Below are 15,895 nucleotides of genomic sequence, written 5' to 3'. Positions count from 1 at the left end.
CACACTCTACGACCCGCCCTACCCTCCGAGCCGCCAACGATGCAGCGCGCTCCACCATTCCGGGATCAACGGTCGGCGGTGAGCAGCCCGTCCACGGCGAGGTCCCGGACCCGGTCGACGAGCGCGGCGGCCAGCGGCGCGGCGTCCACCCGGAGCAGCCCGGCCACGGTCTCCACCAGCGTCCGCAGGGGGAGGTCTCCGTCGCAGGCCCCGAGCACGCCGGCGGCGGCGGTGTCGAGCGCGACGGCGCGACGCAGCCCGCGCTGCTGGCGCAGGACGATCGAGGAGGGGTCGTCGGCCCCCGGTGCCCCGAACGTCTCCTCGACCACGTCGGGAGCCAGCGTCCAGGCGGTGTCGAGGACCTCGTCGGCGGTGCGCCCGCGGAGCGCGTCGACGACGTCCAGCTCGCGGGCGAAGGCCGGGGCGACCGGCTGCTCGACGCCGTACGGCCAGGACTCGAGCGTGCGGTGCGCGGGGCCCGTGCCGGAGCCGGCGCCGCCCGGCCCGCGGACCAGCAACCAGCCCATCCCGACGCCCTCGATGCCGAGCCGGTCGAAGTAGGCGCACCAGGCGGCGTACCGCTCGAGGTAGTCGGGCGCCCCGGTCAGCCCGGCGTCGGCGAGCCAGAGCTCGACGTAGGCGTACGGGTCGAGCACCTCGCGCTCGACGGCGTGCAGGTCGAAGCCCGCGGGCACCCAGGCGGCGACGCGGTCGGTCCAGTCCTCGCCGCGGACGTGGGCCCAGTTGGCGAGGACCTGCAGCACGCCGCCGTCGGTGAGGTGCTCGACGCCCTGGCGCACGACCGCCTCGACCAGGCCGTCCGACGTCCGGGTGCCCTCGCGGTAGGTGAGGCGCTCGCCGGTCGGCGGGGAGAGCACGTACGGCGGGTTGGTGACGACGAGGTCGAAACGTTCCCCGGCGACGGGGGCGTAGAGGTCGCCCTGGCGCAGGTCGACCTCGACGCCGTTGAGGTCGGCGGTGAGCCGGGCCAGGAGAAGGGCGCGCGGGTTGAGGTCGGTGGCCACGACCTCGCGGGCGTGCCGCGCGAGGTGGAGGCTCTGCACGCCGCAGCCGGTGCCGAGGTCCAGGGCCCGGGCGACCGGACGGCGGACGGTCATCTGGGCGAGCGTCGAGGACGCCGACGAGACGCCCAGCACGAAGTCGGGCCGCATCGGCGTGATGCGGGTGTCGAGGCCCGGCGTCAGGTCGGAGGCGATCCAGCCCGACGCACCGTCGTCGGAGGCGTACGGCCGCAGGTCGACGAGGGCGAGGACCGTGTCGTCGTCGGCCTGGAGGATCCCGGCGTCGGCGAGGGTCGGGACGAGGCCGGGCAGCGCCCGGTCGAGGTCGCGGCGCGGCACGCGGTCCTGCAGCAGCCACAGCCGGGTGAGCGTGGCGAGCGGGTCGTCCCGACCGGTGAGGGCCAGGCGGGCCGGGACGGTCGCGTTCCGGGCGAGCGCGGCGTGGGCGGGTTCGCCGATCGCCGCCACGACGGCGTCGACCTCGTACGCGTGCTCGGCGAACGCCGCCGTCAGGTCGGCGCAGGCGGCCGGGGTGAGCAGCCGCCCGGGCGCGCCGTCACCGGTCGTCGGAGCGGTCATCGGCGCAGCTCGACGGCGGCGCCGAGCATCAGGGGTGCGAGCAGCGCCGCGTACGGGGCCGCGTCGGTGGGGTCGTCGGCCGGGGCCACGTAGCTCCCCGGCGCCCACCCGGCGCGGACCGCGGTGTCGGCGAGGTCGGCGGCCCAGAGCTGGTCGAAGACCCTCGGGGGCTCGGCCGCGTCCTGCGTGGACGACCGGACGAGGAACGGGCTCCCGGGCGCCAGCTCGGCGCACGCCGCCGGCTGGAACGAGCCCGGCCGCATCAGGACCGCGAGGTCGAAGGACCCCAGGGTCGCGTCGACCGTGCCGGGGGCGGGGTGCCGCACCACCTCGTAGGTCGGGGTCATCCCGACCTCCTCGAGGACCGGGTCGAGCGCCGCGCGACGCTCGCCGTCCACGACGACGACCGTCGGCGGTGCGGTGGCCGGGTCGTTCCCGAGCCGGCGGACGTCGGCCGGCTCGGCGTCGACCAGCGGCACCGCGACCGCGCCCAGGCGGGCGCAGGCGAGCAGGCCGAAGAGGAGCTCCGGTCCGAGCGGCAGGGCGAGCAGGACGTACCGGCCCGGCGTCACCCCCAGCTCGCGGAACGCTCCCCCGAGCTGGCCGACCTGCTCGAGGAGGTCGGCGTACGAGTAGGAGGTGCGTGACCCCTGCTCGGCGAAGGGGTCCAGCAGCGCTGCCTCGTCGGCCAGTCCACGCACGACGTGGCGGTCGAGCGCGTTGTAGGCGAGGTTGAGCGTCCCGGTCGACGTGGAGGACGGCCGGGTGAACCAGTCCAGCGCGCCGGGATCGCGGGCGGGGCGGGCCACGGGGTCAGCTGGGGTTGCGCTCGACCGGGGTCGAGACCTCGGTCTGCGCCGGGCCCTGGGTGCGGCCACCCGAGCCCAACGACGGCGTGCTGGACGAGCCGCCGTCGTCGTGCAGCACCGACCCGCGACGCGCGCTGATCACGAGCATGACGACGATGATCGCGACGGCGGCGAGGGCGATGACGAAGCGCAGCCCGTTCGGGTCGCTGCTGAGCGGCGACATGGCCACGACGGCCGGCGCGATCAGCAGGGCGACCAGGTTCATGACCTTGATCAGCGGGTTGATGGCCGGGCCGGCGGTGTCCTTGAACGGGTCGCCGACGGTGTCACCGATGATCGTCGCCTCGTGGGCGGCCGAGCCCTTGCCGCCGTGGTGGCCGTCCTCGACGAGCTTCTTCGCGTTGTCCCACGCGCCACCGGAGTTGGCCAGGAACACCGCCATCAGCGTGCCGCAGGCGATGGCGCCGGCGAGGTAGCCGGCCAGCGCCGGGGCGCCGAGGCCGAAGCCGACCGCGATCGGGGCGCAGATGGCCAGCAGGCCCGGCGTCGCCAGCTCGCGCTGCGAGTCGCGGGTGACGATGTCGACGACCTTGCCGTACTCCGGCTTGCCCGTCCCGTCCATGATCCCGGGGATCTCGCGGAACTGGCGACGCACCTCGTAGACCACGGCACCGGCCGCGCGGCTAACCGCGTTGATGGCGAGCCCGGAGAAGAGGAAAACGACGGCCGCGCCGATGATCAGGCCGACCAGGGTCTGCGGGGAGAAGACGACCGACTCGTCGACGAAGGTCTGGTAGCGCTCGACCAGCACGCTGCGGATCGAGTCGGTGTACGAGCCGAACAGCGCGGTGGCGGCCAGCACGGCGGTCGCGATCGCGATGCCCTTGGTGATGGCCTTGGTGGTGTTGCCGACCGCGTCGAGCTCGGTCAGGACCTGGACGCCCTCGCCGTGCACGTCGCCGGACATCTCGGCGATGCCCTGGGCGTTGTCGGAGACGGGGCCGAACGTGTCCATGGCGACGATGACGCCGACCGTGGTCAGCAGGCCGCAGCCGGCGAGCGCGATGGCGAAGAGACCGACGATCCCGGACCCGCCCAGCAGGAAGGCGCCGTAGACCGCGGCGGCGATGACGAGCGCGGTGTAGACGGCGGACTCCAGGCCGAGCGAGATGCCCGACAGGATGACCGTCGCCGCGCCGGTGAGCGAGGTCTCGCCGACGGTCTTGACCGGCTTGTCCTCGGTCCCGGTGTAGTAGCCGGTGAGCTTGAGGATCGCGGCGGCGAGGACGATGCCGATGATCACGGCGCCGATGGCGACGACCCGCGGGTCGTCGATCGGCGCAGTCGTGCCGGCGCCCAGGTCGGCGAAGTCGCTCGGCAGGTAGGCGAAGCTCGCGATGGCGCAGAGCACGGCGGAGATCCCGGCCGAGAGGTAGAAGGACCGGTTGATCGTGCGGAGCGCGTTCTCCCCGGCCCGGGGGCGCGTGAGGAAGATGCCGATCAGCGCGGTGACCACACCGATCGCCGGGACGATGAGCGGGAAGACGAGGCCGGCCTCGCCGAAGGCGGCCTTGCCGAGGATGAGCGAGGCGACCAGCGTGACCGCGTACGACTCGAAGAGGTCGGCGGCCATGCCGGCGCAGTCACCGACGTTGTCGCCCACGTTGTCGGCGATGGTGGCGGCGTTGCGGGGGTCGTCCTCGGGGATGTTCTGCTCGACCTTGCCGACGAGGTCGGCGCCGACGTCGGCGGCCTTGGTGAAGATGCCACCGCCCACGCGCATGAACATGGCGAGCATCGCGGCGCCGAAGCCGAAGCCCTCGAGGATCGTCGGGGCGTCGCCCCGGAAGACGAAGACGACGAAGGCGGCACCCAGCAGACCGAGACCGACGGTCGCCATGCCGACGTGGGCGCCGGTGCGGAAGGCGATCTTGATCGCCGGCGTGCGGCCCGCGATGCCCGCCCGGGCGGCCGCGGCGACGCGGAGGTTGGCGCGCGTGGCCAGCCACATGCCGAGGTAGCCGATCAGGCCCGAGAACACCGCACCCGCGAGGAAGGCGATCGAGCGGGCGATCCGCAGCCCCCAGTGCGCACCCTCGGAGTCGGTGTGGGCGGGCAGGGCGAGCAGCAGGAAGAACGCGATGACCGCGAAGACCCCGAGCGTGCGGAACTGCCGGCTCAGGAACGCGGTCGCGCCCTCCTGCACGGCGCGGGCGATGTCCTGCATCGCCGGGGTGCCGTCGGCGGCGGAGAGCACCTCGGCCCGGAACCTCCAGGCCATGAACAGCGCGATCAGCGCGATGACACCCACGATGGCGACGAGGGTGAGGTTGCCTGCGGACAACGTCGTGACGTTCATCGGGGGTCCTCCTGGGTGCTTCGGGGGACGCGTACGAAGGTCACGGCGGCGCGTCTCCGGCCAGCCAGGCGCACACGTCCTCGTGCTCAGACCGGCGCAGTCTAACCACATGCGTCACTGGTTCGGTCGTGCGCCGTACGCGCGCCCGCGGCGTCCACCGGGTCAGGCCACCGGGCCGGCGTGCGCCCGGCCGCTCAGCGCCCGCGGGAGGCCCGGGACGCGCAGCCCGACCTCGACATCGACGGTCACGCTCACGACGTAGTCGACGTCGTCACCCACCCGGTCGCACCGGACCAGCCGGGCGTCGTTCACCCGGGCGAGCCGGGCGGCGGCCGGGCAGGGCGGACGCCCCTCCGCGTACGCCGCCGCCCCGCTGAGCGCGGCCAGGTCGGCCGCACCGTGGGCCCGGTGGCCCGCCACCAGGTAGGCCGCCGCCACCACCGCCATCATGGCCACGACCCCGACGACCCCCATCACCCCGACGACCAGCAGCGACCCGCTGCCCCGCTCGTCGCGGCGTCCGCTCGGACGGCCGGTCACCAGTCACCCCCGGGCTCCTTGGCCACACGCGCCTGTGCGGCCAGCGGCACCGAGGGCAGGCCCTCCACGATCGGCCGGGCCCGGACCCGGACCGTCACGGTCACGACCCCCGCGCGGGTGCTCGTGGTCACGCTCGCGCCGGCCGGTGCGGCCGCCTTGGCCATCCGCACCCCCTGGGCGTCGCCGCGGGCCGCCTGGCGGGCCACGGCCGCCGCGGTGTCGACGCACCGCAGCTCGACGACCACGAGGAAGATCCCCCACAGCATCATCCCGAGCAGCGCGAGGGCCGCGAGGGTGGCGACGGCCAGCTCGGCCGTCACCATCCCCCGCTCCCCCGGGCGCCGCACCGTCCGTCCGGACGTCCCGCTCCTGTCCACCGTGCGACGCCCCGGCCTCAGTGAGCGAACTTCAGGAACGTGCTCAGCACCTTGAGCACGATCCCGAGCAGCGCGGCCTTGACCGCCCCGGACGTCACCACCGCGAGCAGCACCCCGGCGATGGCGACCGCCGCGACGATGCCCACCGCCCACTCGGCGCTGACCATGCCGCGCTCGGTGCGCGGGCTCCGCACGGGCACCGACGGGGCCCACACGACCGCGCGCCCCTTCTCGTCCGTCGCCGCCACCGCGTCCTGCACCTGCTCCATCTCCGACCTCCTCAGGTCATCCCGCCCCACCGGGACGGGGCGTCCGCCCGGACGCACCGGGAGTCTCAGGACGGAACGCCGGACGGGCCGGTCGGGTCGGGGCCTGTGGACGGACCCCGCCCCGGGCCGTCGGGCCTGTGGACGGGCGGCCCGCTCACAGCGCGAGCGCACGACCCAGCGCGGAGGCGACGGTCGGGACGACCCCGAGCAGGAGGAAGGCCGGGATGAAGCAGGTCATCAGCGGCAGCACGCTGCGGACGCCGACGCTGCGGGCGACGACCTGGAGCGCCGCCTCGCGGCGAGCGCGCGCCTGCACAGCGTGGTGGCGCAGGGTCGTCACGAGCAGCGTGCCGGACTCGACGGAGCGCGCGAGGTCGGCGGCCGCCGGCCCCAGCTGGGCGTGGTCGGCCAGCTGGAGCCAGGCGTCCACGTCCGCCACCCCGAGGTCGGTCGACGCCCGGACCCGGCCGAGGTCCTCCCCCACCGGCCCCTCGAACGCGTCGGCCACCACGGCGCACGCCCCGCGGACCGGGAGGCCCGCGGCCAGGCACGACGCCATCAGCTCGAGCGCCTGCGGGGTCTGCAGCACGAGCACCTGCCGTCGCCGTCGGACGGCGACCGGCTCCACCCGGCCGAGCAGGACCACGACCGCCAGCGCCGCCAGCGGCCCGAGGGGCCAGGCCCACCCGGCACCCAGGCCGGACCTCACCGCGAGCAGCACCGCCACCGCGCCGAGGACCACCCCGAGCCAGACCCGCCGCACCACCGGCACGGCGTCCTCGCGCCCACGGATCCAGCCCGCCGGCCGCGACGACCGGTTCTGCGCTGCGGGCTCGAGGTCCCCCGGGCGGCGCGAGGGCGGCAGCAGCGCGAACGTCGTCAGCCCGGCGAGGACGGAGGCCGCCCACACCCAGGACGAGACCGCCGCCGGGTCAGGGGGCGCCACCTCAGCCCCCGGCGGCGGCGGCGCGGGCGAGCCGCTCGATCCAGAGGACTCCGCCAGCCGCCAGCAGCAGTCCCACCAGCAGGCAGGCCCAACCCACCGGTGCCGCCACCAGCCACTCCAGCGGCCGACCGCCCAGCAGGTAACCGAGGGCGATGCCGACGAGCGGCAGGACCGCCATGACCTTGCCGGTCGAGCGCGGAGCCGCGAGCTCGGCCGACACGACCGAGCGCAGGGACTCGTCCGACGCCAGCCCCGAGGCGACCTCCTCGAGGGCCGGCGCCATGGGCGCGCCGGTCGAGGACGAGACCTGCCAGGCCCGGGCCAGGTCCAGCAGGCCACCGTGGCCGGGGCGTCCGGCGTGGGCCCGCAGCGCGTCGGGGACGTCGCCACCGATCCGCTGCACGGCCGCCGCCTCGGCGAGCACGGGGCAGTCCGCGGCGACGAGGACCAGCGCGTCGGCCGGCACCTGCCCGACCCGGACGTAGGACGCGAGGACACCGCAGGCCCGCGCGACCTCGGTCTGGGCCCGGCGGGCGGCCCGGTCGCGGGCGTGGAGCACGACGATGCGGACGACGGTCCCACCGGCGATCGTCACCGCCGTGCCGAGCACGGCCCCACGGACCCCGCCGACGGCGGCCGACGCGACCACGACGGCCGAGCCCGACGCCAGCGCGAGCACGGCCGCGCCCCGCCGACGCCGCAGCGGCCCGGTCGACGCGGTCGTCGTGGTCGGCGACCGTCCCAGCCGCGCCCGGGAACGTGCGGCCGCCGACCGGGGCACGGCGAGCGCGGCGGTGAGGGCGGCCAGCACCACGGTCAGGACGGCGGCCAGGCCAGCGCTCATCGGGCGAGCATCCGTTCCAGCCGCGGACCACCGGGGCCGACCCGGGTCGTCCCGTCCGCGTCGAACGCCACGGCCTGCTCCGTCCGGGTCAGGCCCGTCGCCGCGTCGCGCGCAAACACCGAGATCTCGCTGACGCGCCGGCGCCCGTGGGCGTCCCGGGTGATGTGGACCGAGGCGTGCAGCGCCGAGGCGATCTGCGCGTGGACCGCGAGCCGGGACAGGCCCGCCAGGGCGGCCAGCGCCTCGAGACGGGCCGGGACGTCGGCGGAGGAGTTGGCGTGGACGGTCCCGCAGCCGCCCTCGTGCCCCGTGTTCATGGCCGTGAGGAGGTCGGCGATCTCGGGACCGCGCACCTCCCCGACCACGAGCCGGTCGGGCCGCATCCGCAGGGACTGCCGTACGAGGTCGGTCAGGGTGACGGCGCCGGCGAGCTCGGAGTTGGCCGGGCGCCCCTCCATCCGGACCACGTGCGGGTGCGCAGGCGCCAGCTCGCGGGAGTCCTCGACCACCACGATCCGCTCCGTCGGCGGGACGAGGGCCAGCAGCGCGGCCAGGAGCGTGGTCTTGCCGCTGCCGGTGCCCCCGCTGACGAGGAAGGCCAGTCTCGACCCGACGATCCGGGCGAGCAGCTCGGCCGCACCCGGGGTGAGGGATCCGGAGGCCACGCAGTCGGCGAGGGAGAACGTCCGGCTGGCCGGGACCCGGAGGCTGATGCACGTGCCCGGGTCGGCGACGGTCCCGAGGACCGCGTGGACGCGGCTGCCGTCGGCCAGGCGGGCGTCGACAAAGGGGACGGCGTCGTCCAGGCGGCGACCGACCGAGGCCGCCAGCCGCTGGGCGAGCCGGCGCACCTCCGACTCCGAGGAGAAGCGGACCGGCGTACGTTCCAGCCCGCGCCCCCGGTCCACGAAGACCTGGTCCGCGCCGTTGACCACCACGTCGGTCACGCCCGGCTCGGCGAGCAGCGCCTCGAGCGGGCCCGCTCCGACGCTGTGCCGGTGCAGGAGGTCCAGGGTGTCGATCAGCGCGGAGTCGCTCATCACCCGGCCCTCGGCCCGCATCGCCTCCGCGACGTCCGCCGGGGTGTGCGCCCGGCCGAGCCGGGCCAGCCGCGTCCGGATCGGCTCGAGCTCCTCGAGCGCGCTCACGCCGCCACCTCGGTCTCGGCGCGCAGGAGCCGGCCGCAGAGCCGGGCGAGCGACGACCGGGATGACCGGCCCGGCGGGTCCCCCCGCTCCGCCGCGCTGCGCACGGCCTGGTCCTCCTCGAGCACCCCGGCCAACGGCAGGTCGAGCGCGTCGGCGACCAGGCCCGGCGCGAGCGTGCGCCCCGGACCCGTCCGGACGACCACCTCGAGCTCGCGGCAGCGCGGGCCGAGCGACCGGGCGGCGTGGTCGGCGGCCGCGACACCCCGGACGTCGGCCCGGGTCAGCAGCAGGACGCGGTCGGCCCGCCGCAGGACCTCCTCGTGGGCGGCGTCGAGATGACGGGGCAGGTCGACGACGGTCACGTCGTTGCCGCGCGCGGCGGAGTCGAGCACCGCCGCCAGCTGCTCGGGCCGCAGGGCCGTGCCCGGACGGCCGGGTCGGTCCACCGCGAGCACGTCGACCCCGTCGCAGTGCGGGAGCTGGCCGGCGAGGTCGCCGAGGTGGCCGCGGGCTGCCTCCAGACGGTTCCAGCGCCAGCCCGGCAGGTGCTCGGCCCCGAGGAGGACGTCGATGCCGCCGCCACCCAGGTCGGTGTCGAGCAGCAGCGTGCGCAGGTCCTCGCGGGCGGCGGCGAACGCCAGAGCGGCCGCGAGGGTCGACGTCCCGACCCCGCCGGACCCGCCGGCGAGCGCCAGGACCAGACCCCGTCCGGCCTCGGCGGCCAGGGCGGACAGGGCTGCGGCCAGGTCGGCGGCGCCGTCCGGGAGCAGGGCGGCGGCCGCACGCAGCCGCGTGGACCAGGCGTAGGTCTCGACCCGGTCGTCGTCGCGACCCACGACGTAGACCTCCGGGCGCGTGGGGAGCGCGAGCGCGCTCACCGTGCTCGCCCGGTCCCACCCGACGAGGACGGCCGAGGAGGTGCGCCACGCGCGACGCACCTCGTCGTCCTCCGCCGCCAGGTCGGGCGCGAGCCCCACCGCGGCGACGACGGAGAGCAGATGGCGCGCGAGGAGAGCGTCGGCCGTCAGGACCAGGACGCGGGGACCCGGCTCGGGCGCCGGGTGCGGCGGTGGAGGACTCGGTCGTGGCACGTCCACACCTTGGGGACGGACCGGCGCCGCGTGCCGGGTCGAGCGCCGCCTGTGGACAGATCCGGACGTCGCGCCCCGCCCCTGTGGACAGCGGCACGATTCCGGGACGCGTCGCCAGAGTGGTGGTGAGGGAACGCCGCCAAACGAAAGAAGTCCTGTGAGCCACTTCACAAGAGCGAGGATCGGGTGCACACTCGGAGACAGGAGATCGCGGGTCGCGAGGCCCGCACCATCTCGGTCCGACGCCGGGTACCCACGCGGCGATCACCCATTGACACAGGGAGTTGCGTCCTCGGCTCGACCGGGGCCAACGTTGCACACGCACGCCTGGTCACCCGGCGCCGGACCACCTCCTCCGGAGGGCGCCGCCCGCTGCGGCAGGCGCGCCGACGCCGGCCCGTCCCGGTCCACGGCTACCGTTTGCGCCATGCCCCCCGCCCCCTCCTCCGGCAGCCGCCCGGGCCCCCGGGGAAGCGGTGCGCTGACCCCCGCCGCCGTCGACTGGCTGCTGGGCGAGGAGCCCGTCCGCGTCCTCGACCTCGGCTCGGGGAGAGGCGCCTTCGCCTCGACGCTCGCCGACGCCGGCCACGAGGTCTTCTGCCTCGACCAGGACCCCGCACGGGTCGCGACCCTCCCGGGGCGGCTCGGGACCCGGCTGCACGTCGCCGGGCAGGTCGAGTCGATGCCCTACCTCTCGTGCCACTTCGACGTGGTCAGCGCATCGCAGACGCTGCACCGCTTCGCCCCCGGCCTCGCCGTCACCGAGATCGCCCGCGTGCTGAGGCCGGGCGGCCACCTCGCCGTCGTCTACCAGACCCGCGACGACACCGTTCCCTGGGTGCGGCGCCTGATGGGCATCCTGCAGCGCGTGGACCCTTCCGCGATGCAGGGGGCCTACGGCGACGCATCGGTCGCGGAGGTGGGCGAGAGCCCCTACTTCCACTCCCTCGAGCGCCGCGACTTCCGGGCGTGGGTGCCGACGACCCGCGAGGGGCTGGTCACGATGGCCAGCCGGCGTTCGGCCGTCGCCGCGCTGCCGGCGGCCGAGCGCGAGGACCTGCTGGCGGAGGTCGGGGCCCTGTACGACTCGTCGGCCCGCGCACCCGAGCCGCTGCTGCTGCCGTTCCGCACGAGCTGCTGGCGCGCTCAGGTCGACCACACCGAGCTGTCGATCGACGACGACCCGGCTCTGACCATCGCCGTCTGAGGTTCTCGCGCACCGCCTCCGGAGCCCGTACGTCGCGCAGGTCAGCGGGGGCGTCGCGGAGGGCGACGCGCCCGAGGCCGGGTCAGCACCCCGGCACTGGGCGTCGTCACCCTCCGCACCAGGGTCGGCGCCCCGGTATGTCTCATTAGTACCCCGCCCGCACCATCTGACACAAGGAACACGCGGTCCAGCCCCGCCGATCTGCATCGCCCGGTCCGCACCACCGGTCCGCACCGCCGGTCGGTTCCGGCCGGCCGGCTCGGGTAAGAAGAACTCTGCACGCGAGCCCGCCCCGGGCCTGGCGTGCACCAGCCGGACCAGCACGACCGAGAACGATGCCCAGCACCTGACGGAGGCCAAGAACCGTGACCCTGCTCGACCAGCCCGGCACCGCCCGCGCGAGCGACGACCCTGACGGCTCGCGCACCATCACCATCGTCGACCCGCAGGACGGCAGCCCGGTCGGCACGGTGCACAGCGCCGACGAGGCGGACGTCGCCGGCGCCGTCGAGGCCGCCGTCCGGGCCTCCGAGGCCTGGGCCGCGACCCCGCCGGCCGCGCGGGGTGCGCTCCTGCACGCCATGGCCGACGGGCTCGCCGCCCGGGCCGACGAGGTGGCCGCGCTGAACACCCGGGAGACCGGCAAGCCGGCCGGTGACGCCCGGGGCGGGGTGGACGCGGCCGTCGGGACGCTGCGCCAGTACGCCGAGCTCGGGCCGCTGCACCGCACCCACAGCCTGCGCGGGGCGGACGTCGCCGTCGACTACACCCGGCCCGAGCCGCGGGGCGTCGTCGCCGCCATCACCCCCTGGAACGATCCCGTCGCCGTCGCCGCCGGCCTGATCGGGGCCGCGCTCGTCACGGGCAACACGGTCGTCCACAAGCCCAGCGAGCGCTGCCCGCACGTCGGGGCGCTGCTCGGCGAGATCTGGTCGGCCCCGCTGCCCGACGGCGTCCTGACGACTGTGACCGGGGACGGGCGTACGGGTGCCGCCCTGGTGCGCTCCGCCGCGGTCCACGCGATCGCCCACGTCGGCTCGACGGCCACCGGGCAGGCCATCGCCGCCGAGGCGCTGCACACGGGCGCCCACCTCGTCCTGGAGAACGGCGGGAACGACGCCCTCCTCGTGGACGCCGACGTGGACCCGGTCTGGGCCGCGGGCCAGGCCGCCCTCGGCGCGTACGCGAACAGCGGCCAGATCTGCACCTCCGTCGAGCGCGTCTACGTCCACGCGGACGTCGCCGAGGAGTTCGTCGCGGCGCTGGTGGCCGAGGCCGAGAGGTGGAACGCGGACGGCATGGCCCCGCTCGTCGACACCCGCATGCGGGCCGAGGTCCACCGTCAGGTCTCGGCGGCCGTGGCCGGCGGCGCGCGTGTGCTCACGGGCGGCAAGATCCCCGCGGGCTCTGGCGCGCACTACCCGGCGACGGTCGTCGTCGACGTCGCGTCGACCGACGACCTGATGCGGGAGGAGACCTTCGGCCCGGTGGCCCCGGTCCAGGTCGTCGCGAGCTTCGAGGACGGGCTGAACCGCGCGGTCGCGTCCCGCTACGGGCTCGCAGCCACCGTGCTGACGGGTTCGCTGGAGCACACGACGGAGGCGATCCGGCGGCTGCCGGTCGGCACGGTCAAGGTGAACGCCGTCTTCGGGGGCGCCCCGGGCGGGGCCGCCGAGCCGCGCGGGGCCAGCGGGCGCGGCTTCGGCTACGGTCCCGAGCTGCTCGACGAGATGACCACGCGCAAGGTCGTCCACATCGGGCGCCCGGTGCTCCGCGCCCGGGGCTGACCCCGCCTCAGACCACCCGCACCTCGAGCAGGTCGTGCTCGACCAGGGTGGGCACCGAGAGGGTCTTGTAGCCGACGTCGTCGAAGAGCACGGTGACCTCGTCGCCCTCGACGCTCATCACCACGCCGTCACCGAAGGCGGCGTGGTGCACCGGCTGCTCGGCGACGAAGGGCGAGGGCTCGGCCGTGGCCGTCTCCTCGTCCTCGTCCGCCGCGGCGCCGGAGCGGCAGTTGTCGCAGCGCTCGCAGCGCGGTGAGCCGTCCTCGCCGAGGTAGGCCAGCAGGAACTGGAGCCGGCAGCGCCGCGTCTCGGCGTAGCCGCGCACCATGTCGACCCGGGACCGTTGCAGGGCGCGGTAGCCCTCGGCCCGGCCGCGGACGTCCTCGACGCCGACGGTGTCGCCCTCGTCCCCGGCCTCGACCACGAGGTTGGCAATCCGGGTCAGCCTGCGGGCGCTGACCCCGGCCGCCTCCGCCTGCTCGGCCGGCGCGGCGTCGGGCAGCGTCGCGAGCGCACCGAGCACGCGGGTCACCTGCGCCGCGGAGGGCACCGCGACGGTCTGGAACTTGAGCAGGGCGAGGTCCTCGGGGCGGTAGAAGAGCACGCCCTGCGACGGTGCCCCGTCGCGCCCCGCCCGACCGACCTGCTGGTAGTACTCGTCGGGCGACTCCGGGATGTTGGCGTGCACCACCCACCGCACGTCCGCCTTGTCGATGCCCATCCCGAAGGCCGACGTGGCGACGACGACGTCCACCTCGGACGTCATGAAGTCGGCCTGCGCCTGCTCGCGCGTCTTCTTCGCCAGCCCCGCGTGGTACGCCGTCGTCGTCCGGCCCGCGTCGGCGAGCAGCCCCGCGTAACGCTCGGCGGCCCGGCGGGTGGCGACGTAGACGATCCCGCTGCCCGCGGCCCCGGCCGTGTGGGCGACGACCTTCTGCTCCTGGTCACGCTCGTCGAGGCAGCGCCGGACGGCCAGGTCGATGTTCTCCCGGGCGGCGCCGCCGACGACCACCGTCGGGTCCTGCAGGTGCAGCCGCTCCTGGATGTCGCTGCGGACCGGTGGGGACGCCGTCGCGGTCATGGCGATGATCCGTGCGTCGAGGCCGTCGAGCAGCTCGCCGAGGCGCAGGTAGTCCGGGCGGAAGTCGTGGCCCCACGACGACACGCAGTGCGCCTCGTCGACGGCGACGAGGCTCGGCCGCAGGGCCCCGACCGCGGCGTGGACGGCGTCGTTCGCCAGCTGCTCGGGCGCCAGGAACAGGAACTCGACCTCGCCGCGCGCCGCGGCCTCGAGCGCCTCCTCGCGCTGCCGGGGCGTCTCCGCCGACGAGACCCGGCGGGCCCGCGTCCGGCCGCCGTACGCGGCCAGGTGGTCGGTCTGGTCCTGCTGCAGCGCGAGCAGCGGCGAGACCACGAGCGTCGGCCCGTCCATCAGCACCGCGGCCAGCTGGTAGGCCAGCGACTTCCCGGCCCCGGTCGGCTGGACGAGGAGCACGTCGTGCCCGGCCAGCAGCGCCTCCACCGCCGGGCGCTGCCCGGCCCGGAGCCGCTCGTGCCCGAACACCGCGCTGGCGGCCTCGTCGATCCTGTCCGGCACCCGGTCTCCCCCGTCGTTCTCCGCACCGCCCGCACCCACGGGCACCGCTTACCCGCGGCAGGCCCCTCGGACGCCGCCCCCGGGGTCCCATCCTGGTCGCCACGGCGCCCGGTAGCGTCGGAGCCATGAAGCTTCCCGCCCTGTCCCAGGTGCTCGCGAACGATCCCGGCCCCTTCGCGACGGCGTACGCCGACGTCAGCCGCGTGGCCGCGGCCGGCGACGACGAGGTCACGCTGACCGCCCGTGCCGCCCACGACGAGCTCGTCGCCGCCGGCTGCCCGACCGACGTCGCCGAGGCTCTCCAGGAGGCGCTCGGCGCCAGCACCCACGAGGGTGGCGAGGTGGCCCGCGTGGTCGTCGCCAGCGCGAGCGGCGTGGTCTTCTCCGCCCTCGTCCGCGGCCGCCGCCCGCAGCCGACGACGTCGTGGGGCGCCCTGCCCGACCTCGGGCCGTGGCTCGCCGACGCCACGCTGGTCGTCCCGTTCGTGCTCGCCCGCGTCGACCACGCCGGCGGCGACGTGTCCACGTACAGCGACGGCGCGAGCGGCCCGCTGCGCGAGGAGCAGGAGGCGGGCGGCGACAGCAACTTCCTCCACAAGACCGGCGACGACAGCCGCGAGGGCTCCGTCGAGGAGGAGTGGAAGCGCAGCGCCGACGACGTCGCGGCCGAGATCACCCGTCAGGTCACCGCCGGCCCGTCGCTCGTGCTCCTCGGGGGCGAGCCGGACGCCGTGAGCGAGGTCCGGGCCAAGCTCAAGCACCTCGAGGCCGAGGTCGTCGAGCTGCAGGGCGGGCGCCGCAACGAGGACGGCGGTGACGCGGCCTTCGACGAGGAGATCGCCGAGGCCCTGCGCGGGCAGGTCGTCGCCGCGAACCTCGACGTCCTCGCCCAGCTGAAGCAGCGCCTCGGCGAGCGCGCCGCGGGCTCCAGCAGCCGGGGTGCCTCCGGCGTCGGCGAGGTGCTCGACGCCCTGGTCGTCGGCCAGGTCGACACCCTGCTGCTCGACCCGGTCGCCGCCGCGGAGACCTCGGTGACCCTGGCCGAGCACCCCGGGCTCAGCATCGGGATCATCGACCCCGGTCAGCCGCTGCCCGCCGACCAGGTCCTGGTCGCCCTGGCGGCGCTGACCGACGCCGACGTCCGGATCGAGCGCGTGGGCACCCTGGGCGGGGAGCCCGTCGCGGCGCTGCTGCGCTGGGACAACACCGCCGACGCGTCGACGACCTCGAGCGACGACCTGCACTGACGCACCCGTACGACAGCGCTGCCCGCCCCGGACGTCGTCGGGGGCGGGCAGCGTCGTCTCTACGCCCGGGGAA

Annotated in this window: 14 protein-coding genes; 3 read left to right on the top strand and 11 right to left on the bottom strand. The window is 75.7% G+C overall.

Annotated elements, in window-relative coordinates; translation table 11 throughout:
- Positions 1–65 precede the first annotated feature (65 nt).
- The 10 genes from FHX39_RS00950 to ssd form a co-directional block, all read right to left on the bottom strand.
- A complete protein-coding gene (locus FHX39_RS00950; RefSeq protein ID WP_183335995.1) occupies positions 66–1,601 on the bottom strand; it encodes a DUF7059 domain-containing protein in 1,536 nt (511 codons plus the stop codon).
- Entirely contained in the window at positions 1,598–2,410 is an 813-nt protein-coding gene (locus tag FHX39_RS00945; RefSeq protein ID WP_183335993.1) for an AMP-binding protein, read from the bottom strand. The genes FHX39_RS00950 and FHX39_RS00945 overlap by 4 nt, the downstream gene beginning before the upstream one ends.
- A 4-nt stretch (positions 2,411–2,414) precedes the next feature.
- On the bottom strand, positions 2,415–4,769 hold the full coding sequence (locus FHX39_RS00940; RefSeq protein ID WP_183335991.1) for a sodium-translocating pyrophosphatase: 2,355 nt from the start codon (positions 4,767–4,769) through the stop codon (positions 2,415–2,417).
- A 162-nt stretch (positions 4,770–4,931) separates the two neighbouring features.
- Positions 4,932–5,309: an Rv3654c family TadE-like protein gene (locus tag FHX39_RS00935; protein ID WP_198423211.1), complete on the bottom strand. Its 378-nt coding sequence runs from the start codon at positions 5,307–5,309 to the stop codon at positions 4,932–4,934.
- On the bottom strand, positions 5,306–5,632 hold the full coding sequence (locus FHX39_RS00930; RefSeq protein WP_183335989.1) for a TadE family type IV pilus minor pilin: 327 nt from the start codon (positions 5,630–5,632) through the stop codon (positions 5,306–5,308). Before FHX39_RS00930 ends, FHX39_RS00935 begins: the two co-directional genes overlap by 4 nt.
- Positions 5,633–5,703: 71 nt before the next feature.
- Positions 5,704–5,955, bottom strand: a complete 252-nt coding sequence (locus FHX39_RS00925; protein ID WP_183335987.1) for a DUF4244 domain-containing protein — start codon at positions 5,953–5,955, stop codon at positions 5,704–5,706.
- A gap of 154 nt (positions 5,956–6,109) precedes the next feature.
- Positions 6,110–6,901 (bottom strand): type II secretion system F family protein, encoded by a 792-nt coding sequence (locus FHX39_RS21910; protein WP_183335985.1) that lies wholly within the window; start codon positions 6,899–6,901, stop codon positions 6,110–6,112.
- Position 6,902: 1 nt separating this feature from the next.
- Positions 6,903–7,745, bottom strand: a complete 843-nt coding sequence (locus tag FHX39_RS00915) for a type II secretion system F family protein (RefSeq protein ID WP_183335983.1) — start codon at positions 7,743–7,745, stop codon at positions 6,903–6,905.
- Positions 7,742–8,893, bottom strand: coding sequence for a TadA family conjugal transfer-associated ATPase (locus tag FHX39_RS00910; protein ID WP_332836599.1), 1,152 nt, complete (start codon positions 8,891–8,893; stop codon positions 7,742–7,744). The genes FHX39_RS00915 and FHX39_RS00910 overlap by 4 nt, the downstream gene beginning before the upstream one ends.
- Entirely contained in the window at positions 8,890–9,984 is a 1,095-nt protein-coding gene (gene ssd, locus FHX39_RS00905) for a septum site-determining protein Ssd (protein ID WP_183335981.1), read from the bottom strand. Before ssd ends, FHX39_RS00910 begins: the two co-directional genes overlap by 4 nt.
- Before the next feature lie 427 nt (positions 9,985–10,411).
- Between ssd and FHX39_RS00900 the strand changes: the two genes are divergently transcribed.
- Positions 10,412–11,191: a class I SAM-dependent methyltransferase gene (locus tag FHX39_RS00900; RefSeq protein ID WP_183335979.1), complete on the top strand. Its 780-nt coding sequence runs from the start codon at positions 10,412–10,414 to the stop codon at positions 11,189–11,191.
- A 365-nt stretch (positions 11,192–11,556) separates the two neighbouring features.
- On the top strand, positions 11,557–12,978 hold the full coding sequence (locus FHX39_RS00895; protein WP_183335976.1) for an aldehyde dehydrogenase family protein: 1,422 nt from the start codon (positions 11,557–11,559) through the stop codon (positions 12,976–12,978).
- 7 nt (positions 12,979–12,985) lie between these two features.
- Here the strand turns inward: FHX39_RS00895 and FHX39_RS21905 are convergent, their stop codons facing one another.
- A complete protein-coding gene (locus FHX39_RS21905; protein ID WP_183335974.1) occupies positions 12,986–14,620 on the bottom strand; it encodes a RecQ family ATP-dependent DNA helicase in 1,635 nt (544 codons plus the stop codon).
- Positions 14,621–14,700: 80 nt separating this feature from the next.
- Between FHX39_RS21905 and FHX39_RS00885 the strand changes: the two genes are divergently transcribed.
- Positions 14,701–15,822, top strand: coding sequence for a baeRF2 domain-containing protein (locus tag FHX39_RS00885; RefSeq protein ID WP_183335972.1), 1,122 nt, complete (start codon positions 14,701–14,703; stop codon positions 15,820–15,822).
- Positions 15,823–15,895 lie beyond the last annotated feature (73 nt).

This window comes from Microlunatus antarcticus, assembly GCF_014193425.1.
GTDB classification, from domain to species: domain Bacteria; phylum Actinomycetota; class Actinomycetes; order Propionibacteriales; family Propionibacteriaceae; genus Microlunatus; species Microlunatus antarcticus.
The sequence above is the reverse complement of the archived record's forward strand: the minus strand, read 5'-3'. Positions and strand labels throughout refer to the sequence as shown.

Excerpts from the sequence above, each read along its gene's own strand:
- FHX39_RS00950 (WP_183335995.1), bottom strand. The coding sequence starts at position 1,601 with ATGACCGCTCCGACGACCGGTGACGGCGCGCCCGGGCGGCTGCTCACC.
- FHX39_RS00940 (WP_183335991.1), bottom strand. The coding sequence starts at position 4,769 with ATGAACGTCACGACGTTGTCCGCAGGCAACCTCACCCTCGTCGCCATC.
- FHX39_RS00930 (WP_183335989.1), bottom strand. The coding sequence starts at position 5,632 with ATGGTGACGGCCGAGCTGGCCGTCGCCACCCTCGCGGCCCTCGCGCTG.
- FHX39_RS00925 (WP_183335987.1), bottom strand. The coding sequence starts at position 5,955 with ATGGAGCAGGTGCAGGACGCGGTGGCGGCGACGGACGAGAAGGGGCGC.
- FHX39_RS00915 (WP_183335983.1), bottom strand. The coding sequence starts at position 7,745 with ATGAGCGCTGGCCTGGCCGCCGTCCTGACCGTGGTGCTGGCCGCCCTC.
- FHX39_RS00900 (WP_183335979.1), top strand. The coding sequence starts at position 10,412 with ATGCCCCCCGCCCCCTCCTCCGGCAGCCGCCCGGGCCCCCGGGGAAGC.
- FHX39_RS00885 (WP_183335972.1), top strand. The coding sequence starts at position 14,701 with ATGAAGCTTCCCGCCCTGTCCCAGGTGCTCGCGAACGATCCCGGCCCC.